This is a genomic window from Chitinophaga sp. W3I9 (genome assembly GCF_050434025.1).
GTDB lineage: Bacteria > Bacteroidota > Bacteroidia > Chitinophagales > Chitinophagaceae > Chitinophaga.
This window is the reverse complement of record NZ_JBNPWC010000001.1, coordinates 4,335,499-4,350,795: the sequence shown is the minus strand read 5'-3', so window position 1 is coordinate 4,350,795 and position 15,297 is coordinate 4,335,499. Positions and strand designations below refer to the sequence as shown.

Annotated in this window: 9 protein-coding genes; 5 read left to right on the top strand and 4 right to left on the bottom strand. The window is 48.0% G+C overall.

Annotated elements, in window-relative coordinates:
* Positions 1 to 8: 8 nt before the first annotated feature.
* A complete protein-coding gene (locus tag QFZ51_RS17755) occupies positions 9 to 896 on the bottom strand; it encodes a LysR substrate-binding domain-containing protein (protein WP_370910299.1) in 888 nt (295 codons plus the stop codon).
* A 117-nt stretch (positions 897 to 1,013) separates the two neighbouring features.
* Here QFZ51_RS17755 and QFZ51_RS17750 point away from each other — a divergent pair, with 117 nt between their 5' ends.
* Positions 1,014 to 2,261: an MFS transporter gene (locus tag QFZ51_RS17750; RefSeq protein ID WP_429047645.1), complete on the top strand. Its 1,248-nt coding sequence runs from the start codon at positions 1,014 to 1,016 to the stop codon at positions 2,259 to 2,261.
* A gap of 46 nt (positions 2,262 to 2,307) precedes the next feature.
* Here QFZ51_RS17750 and QFZ51_RS17745 read toward each other — a convergent pair whose 3' ends face one another.
* Together QFZ51_RS17745 and QFZ51_RS17740 are read right to left on the bottom strand one after the other, a co-directional pair.
* Entirely contained in the window at positions 2,308 to 4,743 is a 2,436-nt protein-coding gene (locus QFZ51_RS17745; RefSeq protein ID WP_429047643.1) for a TonB-dependent siderophore receptor, read from the bottom strand.
* Positions 4,744 to 4,833: 90 nt separating this feature from the next.
* Positions 4,834 to 5,817, bottom strand: a complete 984-nt coding sequence (locus QFZ51_RS17740) for a glycoside hydrolase family 43 protein (RefSeq protein WP_429047641.1) — start codon at positions 5,815 to 5,817, stop codon at positions 4,834 to 4,836.
* A 112-nt stretch (positions 5,818 to 5,929) separates the two neighbouring features.
* On the opposite strand from QFZ51_RS17740, the gene QFZ51_RS17735 reads away from it, so the two are divergent.
* Positions 5,930 to 9,139 (top strand): AsmA-like C-terminal region-containing protein, encoded by a 3,210-nt coding sequence (locus tag QFZ51_RS17735; RefSeq protein WP_429047639.1) that lies wholly within the window; start codon positions 5,930 to 5,932, stop codon positions 9,137 to 9,139.
* On the opposite strand, the gene QFZ51_RS17730 is transcribed toward QFZ51_RS17735, so the two are convergent.
* A complete protein-coding gene (locus tag QFZ51_RS17730) occupies positions 9,136 to 10,458 on the bottom strand; it encodes a cytochrome P460 family protein (protein WP_429047638.1) in 1,323 nt (440 codons plus the stop codon). The genes QFZ51_RS17735 and QFZ51_RS17730 overlap by 4 nt on opposite strands.
* Before the next feature lie 281 nt (positions 10,459 to 10,739).
* On the opposite strand from QFZ51_RS17730, the gene QFZ51_RS17725 reads away from it, so the two are divergent.
* The 3 genes from QFZ51_RS17725 to fabF all read left to right on the top strand — a co-directional run bounded on the left by QFZ51_RS17725 (position 10,740) and on the right by fabF (position 15,069).
* Entirely contained in the window at positions 10,740 to 13,121 is a 2,382-nt protein-coding gene (locus QFZ51_RS17725) for an ABC transporter permease (RefSeq protein ID WP_429047635.1), read from the top strand.
* A 142-nt stretch (positions 13,122 to 13,263) separates the two neighbouring features.
* Positions 13,264 to 13,821, top strand: coding sequence for a TetR/AcrR family transcriptional regulator (locus tag QFZ51_RS17720; RefSeq protein ID WP_429047632.1), 558 nt, complete (start codon positions 13,264 to 13,266; stop codon positions 13,819 to 13,821).
* 6 nt (positions 13,822 to 13,827) lie between these two features.
* Positions 13,828 to 15,069: a beta-ketoacyl-ACP synthase II gene (gene fabF / locus QFZ51_RS17715; protein ID WP_429047630.1), complete on the top strand. Its 1,242-nt coding sequence runs from the start codon at positions 13,828 to 13,830 to the stop codon at positions 15,067 to 15,069.
* Positions 15,070 to 15,297 lie beyond the last annotated feature (228 nt).

Below are 15,297 nucleotides of genomic sequence, written 5' to 3'. Positions count from 1 at the left end.
GCGCCGCCTTACTTCCCTGTGGGCGGCAACTCCTTCAGTAATTCCTTTATAAACAGATCTGCCGCTTTTTTGTGATACGTTTCTTTTTGCCAGATGATATACGCCCGGCGTTGTAACTCCTTTCCTTCAATAGGAATGGCCACCAGGTTTTTCCATCCCAGCAAGGCCCTTTCGTTAAGTAGCGTAGCCCAATGTCCTTTCTCCACCAATGATAAAATAGAATGCACATCATTCATTTCAATCTTCACCGAAGGCTGAATTTTATTCTTCTGTAACACTTCGTCCAGCGAATCACGGGCGCTGAAACCCCGCGAGGCAAAGATCAAATCCATACCATTTAAACTTTGCAGGTTGATCTTTTTTAATCCTGCCAGCTTGTTCTTTTTAGACACTGCCACTACAATCCGGGAACGGAACAGCTCCCGCGTTTCCAGGTCTTTGTAAAACGCATCCTGGTGAAAAGCCAGTACCAGGTCCAGTTCAGAGGCTCTTAATTTATTTTCCAGCTGTTCAGTAGTGCCATACTCCACGAATATTTTGATGCCGGGATATTTTACCGGGAAAGTTGCCAGCGCCGGCAACAGGAACGAGGTAAAGGCATACGTAACGCCTATACGTAATTCGCCGCTCAGCATATTCTGCAAATCCTGGATCGCCTGTTTACCTTTCTCCACGTCGAGCAGGATTTGCCGGGCATGCAGCAGGAAAACCCCGCCTGCCTCTGTGAGGTGAACATGCTTGCCGATCCGGTCGAACAATAACATGCCCAGTTCATTTTCCAGCTGCTTGATCTGTTGCGATAAAGTAGACTGGGTAATGTACAGCGCCGCTGCCGCTTCTGTAAAATGCGCCATCTCTGCGGCCTTCACGAAATACATCAGTTGACGGAGTTCCATGCACTAATCGTTTTTATCAATCAATATCATTAAAACAATCTATTTAACAAATATACTTCACTTACCGAAATTTGCACCAGTTCAATAACGGATCAATACCCTAAATATGATTTCTAAATGGATGCTTTTCGTGCTTTAAAATCCCGGAATTTCCGGTTATTCTTCTACGGACAATCAGTTTCACTCATAGGTACCTGGATGCAGAAAACAGCCGTATGCTGGCTGGTATATCGCCTCACCAACTCGGCAGTGCTGCTGGGGGTAGTGAGTTTTGTAAGCTTAATTCCTTCCCTGCTCCTGTCGCCATACGCCGGCAGTTATATCGATCGCCACAACCGTTACCGGATCCTGATGATCACCCAGATCATTTCCATGCTGCAGGCAGGCGCATTGGCGCTCATGATCCTGTTGCGTTACTATAATATTCCGGGCATCATCTTATTATCGCTGATACAAGGCGTTATCAACGCCTTTGATGTTACCTGCCGGCAATCGCTGATGGTGGAAATGGTAGAAAAAAGGGAAGACCTCCCCAACGCCATTGCGCTGAATTCCACGATGTCTAATTTTGCCCGCATCGCAGGGCCTGCGCTGGCAGGGATTATCCTGAGTACTTTCGGGGAAGATATCTGCTTTGTCAGCAACTTCCTGAGCTATGTGCCGGTGCTGATCTCTTTATGGATGATGAAAATTATCCTGCCGCCGGTTCTCCGGTCGGACCGGAGCATATGGGCCGAACTAAAAGAGGGTTTTCATTATATCGCCGGTGATAAAGACTTATCGTCGCTCCTGCTCATGCTTTCAGCCAGCAGCCTGTTTGTGATTCCCTTCAATACCCTGATGCCGGTATTTGCCAAAGACATTTTCAATGGCGACGCCAAAACATTCAGCTGGTTTGAAAGTGCTGCTGGTCTTGGGTCTATTGCCGCAGCCATTTACATGGCCAAACTAAAGCCGGGAAAGGATCTTGTAAAGCTCCTCATTACTGCCAGTCTTATTTTTTCGCTCAGCGTACTATTGTTGTCGCTGTCGGGCTGGTTGCCGCTGGCACTGGTATTTATGGCGCTTTCCGGTGTGGGTATGATGGCGCAAACCGCGTCTATTAATACTTACATTCAAACACACGCTATTCCCACCATGCGCGCAAGGGCTATCAGTTATTATATCATGGCTTTTCAGGGCATTATCCCCGTGGGCAGTTTGCTCACCGGGCTGCTGGCGCATTTTATAGGTCCGCGGTTAACGGTATTTGTAGCAGGTTTGGCGGGCGCCGTGGCTACAGTGGTATTTGTTTATTATCGTAAAAAACTACGCTTTCACCACTACGAAATACAGGGGGATCGTCGTGCTGGTGTGGCAGCATAACTGAAAACGCCCGGGCTGTGAGGATACACCGCCCAGGCTTCTTTTATTAAAATTTAAACGACAAACTTCCGGTAAAGCTTCTCAGCTTCTGTGGGTTTACAGTAGTATAGCCAATCCAGTAATGCTTATCAGTAATGTTATCCATTTTAACCGCTACGCGGAAACGGGGTTGATCGTAGAAGATACTACCATTTAACACGGTGTACGATGGCAGTATAAAAGTACCGACTGTTCTGTCGTTCACTATTTTATTGTCGCTGGCATAATTGCCGCCAAAACCAAAACCAAGACCGTCGGCTACGCCGGCGGATATACGATAACTGAGCCACAGGTTAGCCACAGACGGCGCGCCGGCAGTACCCGGACGCATTCCTTCCACCTCTTTAGCGGCGGCCTCATATTTGGAATCATTATAAGCAAAACCGGCCACAATGTTAAAGCCCTGGAAAGGATTGGCAATTACTTCTGCCTCAAATCCTTTACTCACCTGCGTTCCATCCTGTACAGAGAAATTGGGGTTCGCCATATCCGGACGGAGTACGTCTTTTACTTTGATATTATAGTAACTGAGCGTACTGTTAATACGGCCATTCAACAACTGTAATTTCACACCTCCTTCCAGCTGGTTGGCCTGCTCCGGCTTAAACGCTTTCCCCGCAGCACTGGTGCCAGCCTGGTTGGTAAACCCGTTCTGATAATTACCGAATATGGAGATCCTGTCCTTTAAAGGCTCATACACGATACCCAGTTTTGGAGAGAAAGCGGTTTGGTTGTAGCCACCTTCATAAATACCTTTTACATCATTGTAACTGCCCTTGTTATCAAAATAATCCACGCGGAGGGCGGCCATGATCATCAGGTTATCGGTCAGGTTCAACAAATCCGATACATAGGCACTGTAAGTATTGGTAAGGTTCCGGATAGGAAAGGTAAATGCCAAACCGTGATTATTGTACAATGTATCCAGGTTACGGCGATTGAAATTGGAATAGGTGGGGATATCGCCGTGAGAAGGAATGGTATCATAGGTACCGCCACCAAAGAACTGGTCGGCATTATGATGGAAATAATCCAATCCGCCAACGAAACGGTTTCTCAGGCTGCCGATGTTAAAATCTCCATTAAAGTTTTGTTGTATTTCCAGGATACGATCCCTGCTGTTATCGGTAAACTGGTCGTTACGCGAAATATAGTTACTTCCTTTGGCGCCGGCTACCCCGGTAGCTGCGGCGTCAGACAGGAGATAAAAATAGGGAGAAGGACCATCTGAAAAGCTGTTGGTAGAGCTGATGTTGGTGCTCATGGACCACTGGTCAGACAATTTATACTTCATTTGCCCGAAAATATTGGTATTACGGGAAGTCTGGTACAGGTCATTCTTTGCATAGGCACGTTTGTAATCTATCTTCAGCTCATCGGCGCGGTTAGTACCCAGATCAGCCATGGGTTGCATATACGGGAAGAAAAACACACCCAAACCGGTATTCTGTCCCGTGGAATATTCTGCATCGAAGAGGAAAGACAGACGGTCGTTGACCCTATAGGATAAACTTGGCGCGAAGGAGAAATTTTTGTTAAAGCCATAATCCTGCCAGCTGCCTTCGTAATTATAGGCCGTATTGATTCTCAGTAATACGTCCTTTTCCTTGTCCAGCGGCGTATTTACGTCGGCGCTTACGCGGTTAAAACCGTAACTGCCCATTGCGTAGGTAACATCTCCGCCGAAATGATCGTAAGGTTTTTTGGTAACGCGGTTAATGAGGCCGCCGTAGGAAGTAAGACTGTTACCAAACAGGGTGGCAGACGGTCCTTTGATGACTTCCACCTGCTCCAGGTTATAGGCATCAATTTTAGCGGTCACATTACCAGCCAGGCCATTGCGCAATTTACTCTGGGTGATAAACCCGCGGAGGTTATAATAACCGCCACCATCGCCGCCTCTGCCCGTGGCGTCCCACATACGGGTAAGACCCGGTGCATTTTTCAGGGCATCATCCACTGAAAATACCACCTGCTGCTGTAACAGTTCTTTCGTGATGGTGCTGTATACCTGCGGGTTTTCCAGGTTTTTCAGCGGCATTTTTGCCACATCGTAGCTGGAGGTTTTGATGAGTTTATTATGGTTACCGGTTACCACTACTTCTTTCAGGGCTTTGCTGGTAACGGCCAGCTGCAACCTGATGGTAGTGGTTTTCCCGGCATTTACCACTACCTGTTCCTCTATGGGGGTGTACCCCATCAGCGTTACGGTGAGGTGATAACTGCCCGGTTTTATGCGGTTAAACACGAAAGATCCATCCGTTTCCGATATTGCGGTTTCATTCGTTTCCTGCAAGAGGATGACTACATCACTGGCAGGCTTACCATCTGTGGTGATCACTTTTCCCCTGATGGTACCAGCATTCTCCTCTTCTGCCCGCAGGCACACTGGTGAAAAAAGGAGTACGATAAATAAAAAAACTAAGCCGGTTTGCCTGATCATATTTTGCTTTTTTTGATGGTGCAAAATTGGAGCAGGCAAGACCGGCAATGTAATCGTATCCGGAATTTTATTTACGCAATAGGGAAATGTTTAGCGGATCACCGCTTTGGTAACGCCTTCGCGGGTGATTTTCACTGGTTTGATATAACCGTCTTTATCAAAATACATCCGGTCAATACAGGTTTCACGGGAATTAGCCGCTTTTTCGGTTAATGGACGGCGGTGGTACACTATATACCAGCGGTTTTCCTCCGGAATACCGATAACAGAGTGATGACCTGCGCCAGTGGCGATGGTGGCGTCCTGTTCCAGGATTTTGCCGATCCTTTTGAACGGGCCCATCGGGGAATCAGCGATGGCGTAGGCCACGCTGTAGTCGGGGCCTGTCCAGCCGCCTTCAGACCACATAAAGTAGTACTTGCCATCTTTTTTGAACATGGTGGGTCCTTCCACGTATTTTTCGGGAGTGATTTCTTTAAAGGTAGTACCGTCTGCAAAGGGAATGAAGCCGGTTAAATCGGGTTTCAGCTGTGCAATATTACAATGTCCCCATCCGCCGTAGATCAGGTAATACTTCCCGTCGCTGTCGTGAAATACATACTGGTCAATGGGTTGCGCCTTATTAATGATCTTATCCACCAGTGGTTTGCCGAGATAGTCTTTAAACGGACCGGCAGGATTGTCGGCCACCGCCACGCCAATGCCGCCTGTTTCCTCGTTGTTCTGTATGTCGTTGGCGCCAAAGAACAGGTAATACTTATTCGCTATTTCTATAATGGACGGCGCCCATACGGCGCGTTTGGCCCACTTCACCGAAGCGGTATCCAGGATATGCGGGTGTTTTGTCCAGTTAACCAGGTCGGGCGACGAGAAAGCGTCGAAGAACACCTGTTTTTCGTAAGCGGCAGAATAGGTAGGATAAATCCAGTATTCCTTACCAAATACCACTCCTTCCGGATCGGCGTACCAGCCCGGGAATACGGGGTTTCCGGATAACTTGTCCAGCTTTTTCTGCTGGGCCATTGTAACATGCGTACTTCCTGCGAGCAACAACAGGGCTATCAATCTTTTCATGTAACCAGATTTTATGAATCGTTAAAAATAATAAAAATCGCTGGCCGTTCTTAAGAGATGAAAAATATCTGCTATATTTTTTCATAATTTTATCGTTCAGAAAGGCATTTACATGAAGCGGGGAAAAAAAGTAATCAGGCTATTCCTGATCATCACAGGCGTTTTTTTGTTGGTGATGACAATAGCCGGCGGTATCTTATACAGTCAACAGGAGCGGCTCACGCAGATGGCGGTGAAGGAATTGAATAAGCAGTTTGCGGGGGAGCTGGTCATCACAAAAAGTAGTATTTCTCCATTCAGCAACTTCCCATATATTTCTATTGCCCTGCACGACGTTCGTTTTTTTGCAGATAAAAAAATGCAGGGACAGCCACTGTATCAGGTAGAACGCCTGTACGTGGGCTTCAGCTTACCAGATATCCTCCGGCAGCGCTACAATGCCCGCATTATTGTGCTGGCCAACGGCCGCGTGCATGTGGCCCGTTATGCTAACGGCGATGTGGATCTGATCAAAGCCCACGAATTCAAAAGTACCGGCCCCGCTGCGCCGGCCGACTCCAGCGAGGACCTGAGCCTGGACCTGAAGAAAATAATCCTGAAAAATATTGACGTCAGCTATTTCGACGGCATGTCCGGCCTGAAAGTGAACACCCATATAGATAGGATAAAAACAGCTTTCGCGATGGACTCCGCCCGTATTGCCATCGATATGGACAGTAAGCTGGAAATAGACATCACCGGGAAATCCGATACCACGCTCTTCCGGCACAAACAGCTGAACTTTAAACTGGCGGCTGTTTATGACAAGCAGCAAAAGCAACTGACCCTGCCTCCCGGCACTATCCGGCTGGAACAGGCCTCACTGCAACTGCAGGGAGTGGTCAGCGAACATTTTGTGGACCTGAAAGTTAAAGGCGATAAACCGGATCTGAACCTCCTGCTGGCCATGGTGCCGGCAAACGTGGCTGTGATGCTGGATAAATACCGTCATGATGGCCGCGTCTTTTTCGATGGCATTATCAAAGGCGCTATCGGCAAAGGCATCATGCCTTTAATGGAATTTAATTTTGGCTGCGAAAATGTATGGTTCCAGAATAAGAAGATCGACCGGAAAGTAGACCAGCTCGGCTTCAAAGGGTTTTATACCAATGGCGCCGCACATAACCTGCAAACATCCGAACTGCATATCCTGAACTTCAATGCCAAACCGGGAAGCGGCATATTCAAAGGTAACTTCGTGATGAAAAATTTCACCGATCCGCAAATCCTGATGCAGTTATATTCTGAGCTGAACCTGCGCTTCGTGGGCGAGTTCCTCGGCATCAAAGACCTTGAACAGATCAGCGGTGAAATCAAGCTGAATATGAATTTCCGGGAAATAGTGGATATGCGCATACCGGAAGAAAGTTTAGCTAAACTGAAAGACGGCGTACAAAGTGAGCTCACTGTTAAAAACCTTGAATTCCGTATTCCCGGCTATCACCTGCCGGTACGCAATATGAATGTGCATGCGCAAATTCGGCAGGGGCGGCTGCAGCTGGATTCCATTGCTTTTCGTATAGGCAGCTCCGATATACTGGCGCAGGGCGCTGTCAGTGACGTACCGGCGCTGTTTCACCAGCAGGATAAACCGGTAGCCGTAAATTTCAGCGCTTCCAGCAAGCGTTTGCAGCTGGGAGAATTATACAAATTTGATTCTACCCATCCCATTTTATCCAAAGAAGTAATTACCGGGTTTAATATCGGCCTGGCATTTGAAACGTCGGTAAAAGAATTACTGCATCCCAATCCTTTGCCCAAAGGCACCTTCAAGGTAGAAAAGCTGTACGCCAAATTCCAGCAGTACCCGCACGCCCTGCATGATTTTAACGCGGCAGTAATGATCAACGACACCAGTTTACGGGTGTCTAACTTTAGCGGAAACATCGACAGCACCAGCTTTGCACTCAAAGGAAGGTTAAATAACTACCTCATCTGGTTTGATAACATTAAAAAAGGAAACACGGAAGTGGCATTTGATTTTAAGTCGGACCGCCTGGCCGTAAATGACCTTATAAGTGAACGCGGCCATAAATTTATTCCGCAGGGATATTGGTATGAAGAAGCCAACAACGTTTGGCTGCGGAGTAAAATGAGCATAAAATACGATACTGTTTTTAAACGGATAGATGCCCGCATCGCCAATATTTCCGGCACATTGAAACAACATCCTATCAAAGTGGAAAATGTGACCGGGCGTATACGGTACGGCAATAACCGCTTTATTGTGGTAGATACACTCACCGGTAAAGTAGGCCGCACCGATTTCAACCTGAACATGCGCTATGCTACCGGCAAAAGCAAACGTCAGTTAAAACGCAGCAATTACTTCCGGTTCAAATCTGACATGCTGGATATTGATGAACTGATGAACTATGATTTCAGCGACCATCCCGTGGCAGCCGCTGCACCCGCGCGGCGCACCACAGTAAAGGAAAACGACTCGCTGCATGCCACCGGCTTCAACGTATTCAATATTCCTTTTTCAGAATTTGAAACACAGGTGGATGTAAAGAAGATCAAATACAAAAAGCTGTGGCTGAAAAATGTGCTTGCGAATATTCACATGCGGGAAGACCAGAAAATAAAGGTAGACACCATTGCCATGAATATTGCCGGCGGACATATTGCCATGCGTGGCATGTTCAACGCAGCTGATCCTAAGAAACTGTATTTCCGCAGCGGCATCTATCTCAAAAATGTGGACATCTCCAAACTGCTCATCAAGTTCGACAACTTCGGACAGGATTTTGTGCTCAACAACAACCTGAAAGGTATACTGAGCGGGAATATCAAAAGCTATGTGCGCATGCATCCCGATCTTACGCCGGTGCTGAGTGAAACGGAATCGCAGATGGATATTGAAATCACCAATGGCACCCTGCTGGATTTTGGTCCTATGCAGGCCATGGCCGGTTACTTTAAAGATAAGAACCTCCGCATGGTACGCTTTGATACCCTGCGCAATAAGCTAACCCTGAAAAACGGCACGCTCGTTATTCCAAATATGAACATCAATTCTTCGCTCGGCTATATTGAGGTTTCGGGCAACCAGTCGCTGGACATGAGTATGAACTACTACCTCCGCATCCCGATGAAAATGGTGACCCAGGTAGGCTTCCAGGCGCTTTTTGGCCGGAAGCAGGAAGAGGTGAACGTGGACCAGGTGGATGAAATTGAATACCGGGATAAAGATAAAAAGGTGCGTTTTATGAACATCAACATTTCCGGTACCCCTGATAAATACAAGATAGCCCTTAAAAAAGCAAAGAAAACTTCTTAGGGCATTACAGATGCCCGCTGGCGGGTAATGTAGGCGATCCTGCTTTTTATTTCCTCTTCACTGGTTTTGTCGGCCACCAGGTTTTTACCGTTATATTTTTTATATAACGGGGAGATGTTACCCGGCTGGAACTGCACCTGTTCTACAGATGCCACGATACCTGGAATGACTGCGCCAAACCAATGATCGTCCGGTTGCTGTTTCCAGGTGACCAATGTAAGCAGGGCATCTGCCGGATAAGTGGCCGCTCCTTTCCTTGCACTGGCTACTGCCCGTTCGTTGCCATACAGGGTACTCATGGTCTGATCTTTCTGAATACCGCTGGTGATCACCTTCCATTCATTCAGCTTCAGGCCCAGCGTATCAGGCAGTGAAGCAACAGTGTGCTGCGTAGGCGCAGTGAACACAAAATCGTTGTTACGCATAGGTTGGTGGCAGTTAACACATTCCATGGTGAACATAGCATTTTTACCATAGGGCTTCAGCGCGGTTCCTTTCCAGCGCGCCCATCCCCAGCCTTTGGTGGAAGCATATTTATGGCTGTCTTTGATCATAAATTCTACCTGTTTAAACTCCCCCGGAGTAATGTTCCCGGCGGCATCAGGAAGTTCATCCCAGGCTATTTTTGCGAAGGCAGTACCGTCGGGCCAGGGATTGGTCTGGTGTTCCCGGATGGCCTTCACGGCGATGTCATTCCCGGTAATGACCCGCATGGTGCCGTTGTCCAGTCGCTGGGTGCTGCTGATAGCTTCCCAGTTTTTATACTCCGCCATATAGGCGATGCCGTTAGGTACGGGCATTACTTTTACAACAGGGCTGTCCGGATGCCAGGCGGCGTATTGAAGGTTGGCGGCGGCGGTTTTATTACGGTCTGGCTTCAGGGGAGCAAGTTGTGTGGCCAGGTAGTTTTTCAGGATGCTGATCTCATCATTTGTAAGGCGTGCAGCGGGATGGAGGGCCGTGTACTGCGACAGTGGCATTACATTGAACTGCATCTGGTTCAGGGATTCAAACAGTTTTCCTTTTTGCTGGTCTTTCGGTATACTGTCCCAGTTGGAGAAATTAAGCGCCCGCCGGCCTTCCGTGATATGACCGGCCACCAGCCAGATAGCAGGTGAAATCTGGTCGAACCAGGCCAGGTGCGTTTCATTTGAGTGGCAGTCGTAGCAGGCCTTCCGCAACACAGCGCTGACTTCCGGCGGAACATCCGGTTCGCCTGTAACGGGTGGATGGGTAATACGCGGCCGGATAAACTGTACGGCGATAAAACAGCCAATCGCCACCAGCAGTATTACTTTCCATTGTTTATACCGTTTCATAAGGTCGACATTTATATTTATGGCAAAGTAAATTCCCTTGTTCACCGTAACTAATATTTTTAGGTGAACCGGGCAAATGGGGGTGTGAACCAGGATAAATTAACAATGAACCCGGGCATATAGTTGCTGCCACCTGGCAATAAGTGCTGCTGCCTGTCCGGAAATGAACACTTCTCCCGTGAAAACGGACAACCTTAATTATCCAAATAACTCATTATCAATATAAAATGCTATGGCATTATCTTGGCCGGAGCTAGTCGCACTACTCCCAATGTGTACAAATGATGATGCTAAAAAATTATATTAAGATCTCATTCAGACATCTCTGGAAAAACAAAACCTACAGCTTTCTGAATATTTTCGGACTGGCCATTGGCCTGGTCTGCGCCGGTGTAATTTTTTTATGGGTAGAAGATGAAGTTACCTACGACAGCTCTCACGTGAAAAAAGACAGGATATACCAGGTGTGGGAAAACTGGAATTATGATGGTAACATCCGCACATTTACCTCTACGCCTGCCCTGCTGGCCGATGCGATGAAGACAGAAATACCGGGTATTACGCAAACCTGCCGTACCTCAGAACAAACGACCAACCTGCTATTCACGTTCGGAGATAAAAAAATGTATGCCGGCGGTATTTATGTGGATGCCAGCCTCTTTAATATTTTCACGCTTCCTTTTACAGAAGGCAACGCGGCTGTTCCGTTTCCGCAGTTATACTCCATTGTGATCACTGAAAAAACCGCCCGGAAATTTTTTGGTAACACGAAGAACATAGTGGGTAAAACCATTACGGTGGATAATGCGCAGCCATACGTGGTATCCGGGGTAATAAAAGATATCCCGGAAAATTCCACACTGAAATTTGAATGGGTAGCTCCTTTTGAGATCTTTTTCAACGAAAATCCTTATCTGAAAAACTGGGGCGCCAATTCTGTTGACACATATGCCGAACTGGCTCCCCATGCAGATCTGACCGCTATCAACCATAAACTTCAAAACTTCATTGCAGCGCACAATCCCGGCGCCATTAACCAGGCCTTCCTGTTCAGTATGAACAACTGGCGGTTGCGCGACCAGTTCACTGACGGAAAACAAAGTGGTGGTCGCATAGAGTATGTCCGTTTGTTTTCTCTGATTGCCTGGATCATTTTATTCATTGCCTGCATTAATTTCATGAACCTGTCTACAGCGCGCAGTGAAAAACGTGCAAAAGAAGTGGGCATCCGCAAAGTAGTGGGCGCCGGAAAAAGTAGGCTCATCACGCAGTTTATCGGTGAAGCACTGTTTATGTCAATGCTGGCAGCGGTGGTGGCGGTGCTGCTGCTATTCCTGGTGCTGCCCGTATTTAATGCGCTGGTAGATAAGCGCCTCAGCGTTGGGCTGGATAAACCGATGCATCTTATCTGGTTACTGGGAATTACGTTGATTTGCGGCGTACTGGCAGGCAGCTATCCGTCGCTGTACCTGTCTTCCTTTAACCCGGTTTTTGTGTTAAAAGGTATTAAGTCGAAGACCGGCAGTGCCGCCTTTGTCCGTAAGGGCCTGGTGATTGCGCAGTTCAGTGTTTCCATTACGCTCATCATTTGCACGGCTATCATTTACCAGCAGATCCAGCATGTAAAGAAGCGGAACCTCGGTCTTAATAAAGATAATCTTATTTCTATGCCGCTTCAGGGAACGATGAAGCAAAACTTTGCCGCCATTAAAACAGCCTTGCTGGCTACCGGCGTGATAGAAAATGCTGCATTGGCGGACCAGGTTACTTTATACGGCGGCAACAACACCGACGATATCGGCTGGAGCGGAAAATCGCCTACTGATAAAATTCTTGTTTCCCAGCGGCGCATAAGCCCCGAGTTCATTCAAACTACCGGAATGAAGATAGTGGCTGGCAGTGATTTTAAACCGGTGGCTGCTGCCAATGGCATGGATGTGCTGATCACCGAATCGTTGGAACAGTTGATGGGCAAGGGAAGCGCTGTAGGCAAAACTATTAACACACCATTCAGCGCCGATTCTGTCATTCATTCCCGTGTAGCCGGTGTAGTGAAAAATTATGTTTATGGTAATATGTATGGCTCACCTGATCCTGTAGTGTTCTATTGTGTTCCTGATGACGCCAACCTTCTGTATGTGCGCATGAATGCGGGCACAGATAAGGAAGTGGCGCTTCATAGAATCGGCGATGTGATGAAGCAGTTGAATCCCGCTTATCCATTTACTTATCAGTTTGTGGACGACCAGTTTAACGAGATGTTTACCAATGAAACGCTGATGCAGCAGCTTTCCCGGCTGTTTGCCACGCTGGCTATTGTGATCAGCTGCCTGGGGTTATTTGGACTGGCCGCATATACCGCGGAGCGCAGAACCAAAGAAATAGGCATCCGCAAGGTACTCGGCGCCAGCGTATCCGGCATTACGCGCCTGCTTTCTGCCGATTTCCTGAAGCTGGTGGGCATTGCCGCGCTGATTGCCTTCCCGGTGGCGTGGTATACCATGGATCAGTGGTTGCAGAAATTCCCTTACCGCATCTCTATTCATTACTGGGTATTTGTGCTGGCCGGTGTGGCCGCCATGCTCATTGCCCTGCTCACTATCAGCTTCCAGAGTATAAAAGCAGCACTGATGAATCCCATTAACAGCTTAAAGGCAGAATAATACTGTTGCCCATATAAGTAATTCCGGCGGGGAAGTTTGAAATCAAACCTCCCCGCTTTTTTTAAGCCAATAAATTACAAAAAAGCCGTGCATTTGTTTACTTACTACTAAGTAAGTATATTTGTGCCGCAAACGGCAAAGTATGTCTGAAACAAAAGATAAAATAGTGGCGCTGGCCGACCGCCTGGTGAGGACCAAAGGATTTAACGCCTTTAGTTACAAAGACATTTCAGGACCGCTAGAGATAAAAAATGCGGCGGTGCATTATCATTTCCCGGCGAAAGCCGACCTGGGCGTGGAAATAGTAGACCAGGACATTGCGAAATTTATCGCACAAACGAGCAAGTGGAAAAGTTTGCCGGAAGAAGAACAACTGGTAAAGCTGACGGAAGTATTCCGCCGGCACAGCAAAGAAGGCAATATCTGTTTGATGGGCTCTCTCGCCCCGGATTTTGAGACGCTGGAACCGGCTATGCAGGCGAAAGTACAGGAAATGGCCAGCGGCATCCTCGCCTGGCTTACCCGGTGCCTCGAAGAAGGCCGGAAAAAGAAACGCATTCACTTTAAAGGCGCCGCTAACACGCGTGCGCTCATTATCATATCTAATTTGCAGGCCTCCCTTCTTTTATCGAGGGTGATGGGACCATCAGCTTTCCGCCACATTGCGGAGCAGCTGTTGGACGATCTGCGTCATAAATAACCAGCTATGAAAAGAGTTGTCATAACAGGAATGGGTACCGTATCCCCTATTGGTAACAATGTTACCGATTTCTGGAATAGTCTTGTTACCGGTAAAAGCGGTGCTGCCACTATCAGTCACTTTGATGCCAGCCGCTTCCGCACACAGTTTGCACACGAGCTGAAAGGCTTCGACCCTGGCGCGTTGCTCGACAAAGGCGAAGTACGCAAAACAGATCCCTTTACACAGTATGCGCTCGTAGCGGCCGACCAGGCGGTGAAAGATTCGGGGCTGGACTTCAGTACCATGGATCCTTTTGATACCGGCGTGATCTGGGGCTCCGGGCAGGGCGGTATGCAAACGTTCGAGGAACAGGTTACTGAATATGTTTCCGGCGATTTTAATCCCCGTTTCAGCCCTTATTTTGTGCCCAAGCTCATCACCAATATGGCATCAGGCATGATCTCCATTAAATATGGCCTGATGGGCATTAATTATACGACGGTATCAGCCTGCGCCACTTCCAATACCGCTATCATGGATGCATTAACGTATATCCGTTTGGGTAAGGCGAAGGTAATTGTGACCGGCGGCTCCGAAGCGCCCATCACATCGGCATCTGTAGGTGGCTTCTGCGCCATGAAAGCCATGTCGGTGCGCAATGATGACCCTACCACCGCCTCGCGTCCTTTCGACGTGCACCGCGATGGCTTTGTGATGGGAGAAGGCGCCGGTGCACTCATACTGGAAGAGTATGAACATGCCAAAGCCAGGGGCGCACACATTTACGCCGAAGTAGCCGGTGCAGCCATGACCGCCGATGCCTATCACATGACCGCCACCCATCCGGAAGGACTGGGCGCCCTGCGGGCTATGCAGCTCGCATTGGAAGACGCCGGGCTGAATAAAGAAGAAGTGGATTACCTGAATGCACACGCCACCTCCACACCCGTGGGCGACCTGAGCGAAATAGCTGCCATCGGCAAAATGTTCGGAGCCGCACCGTCGCACCTGCACATCAGCGCCACCAAATCCATGACCGGCCACCTGCTTGGCGCCGCCGGCGCCATAGAAGCTATCGCCAGCGTCATGAGCATTCAGAAAGGCATCATCCCTCCCACTATCAATACACAGGAACTGGATGCCGCCATCCCTTCCACCTTACAGATCGTACTGGGAACCGCCATAGAAAAAACGGTCAACGTAGCCATGAGCAATACCTTTGGCTTCGGCGGACATAACGGCATCGTCGTTTTCCGCAAAGCTTAGCGGAGGTTGTCTTTCTCGCTGATTACGCTGATTATACTGATTTGCTTGATTTTTACTTTTGGATTTTATAAAGGATTACGGGAGATAGAAGCGAATATATCCGTTTCTATCTCCCGTATTATTAATCAAAAAATCCAAAAAAATCCAAAAGTAAAAATCAAGCAAATCAGTATAATCAGCGTAATCAGCGAGAAAGACAAAATCCGCTTTGTCACGCAAAACACCCAC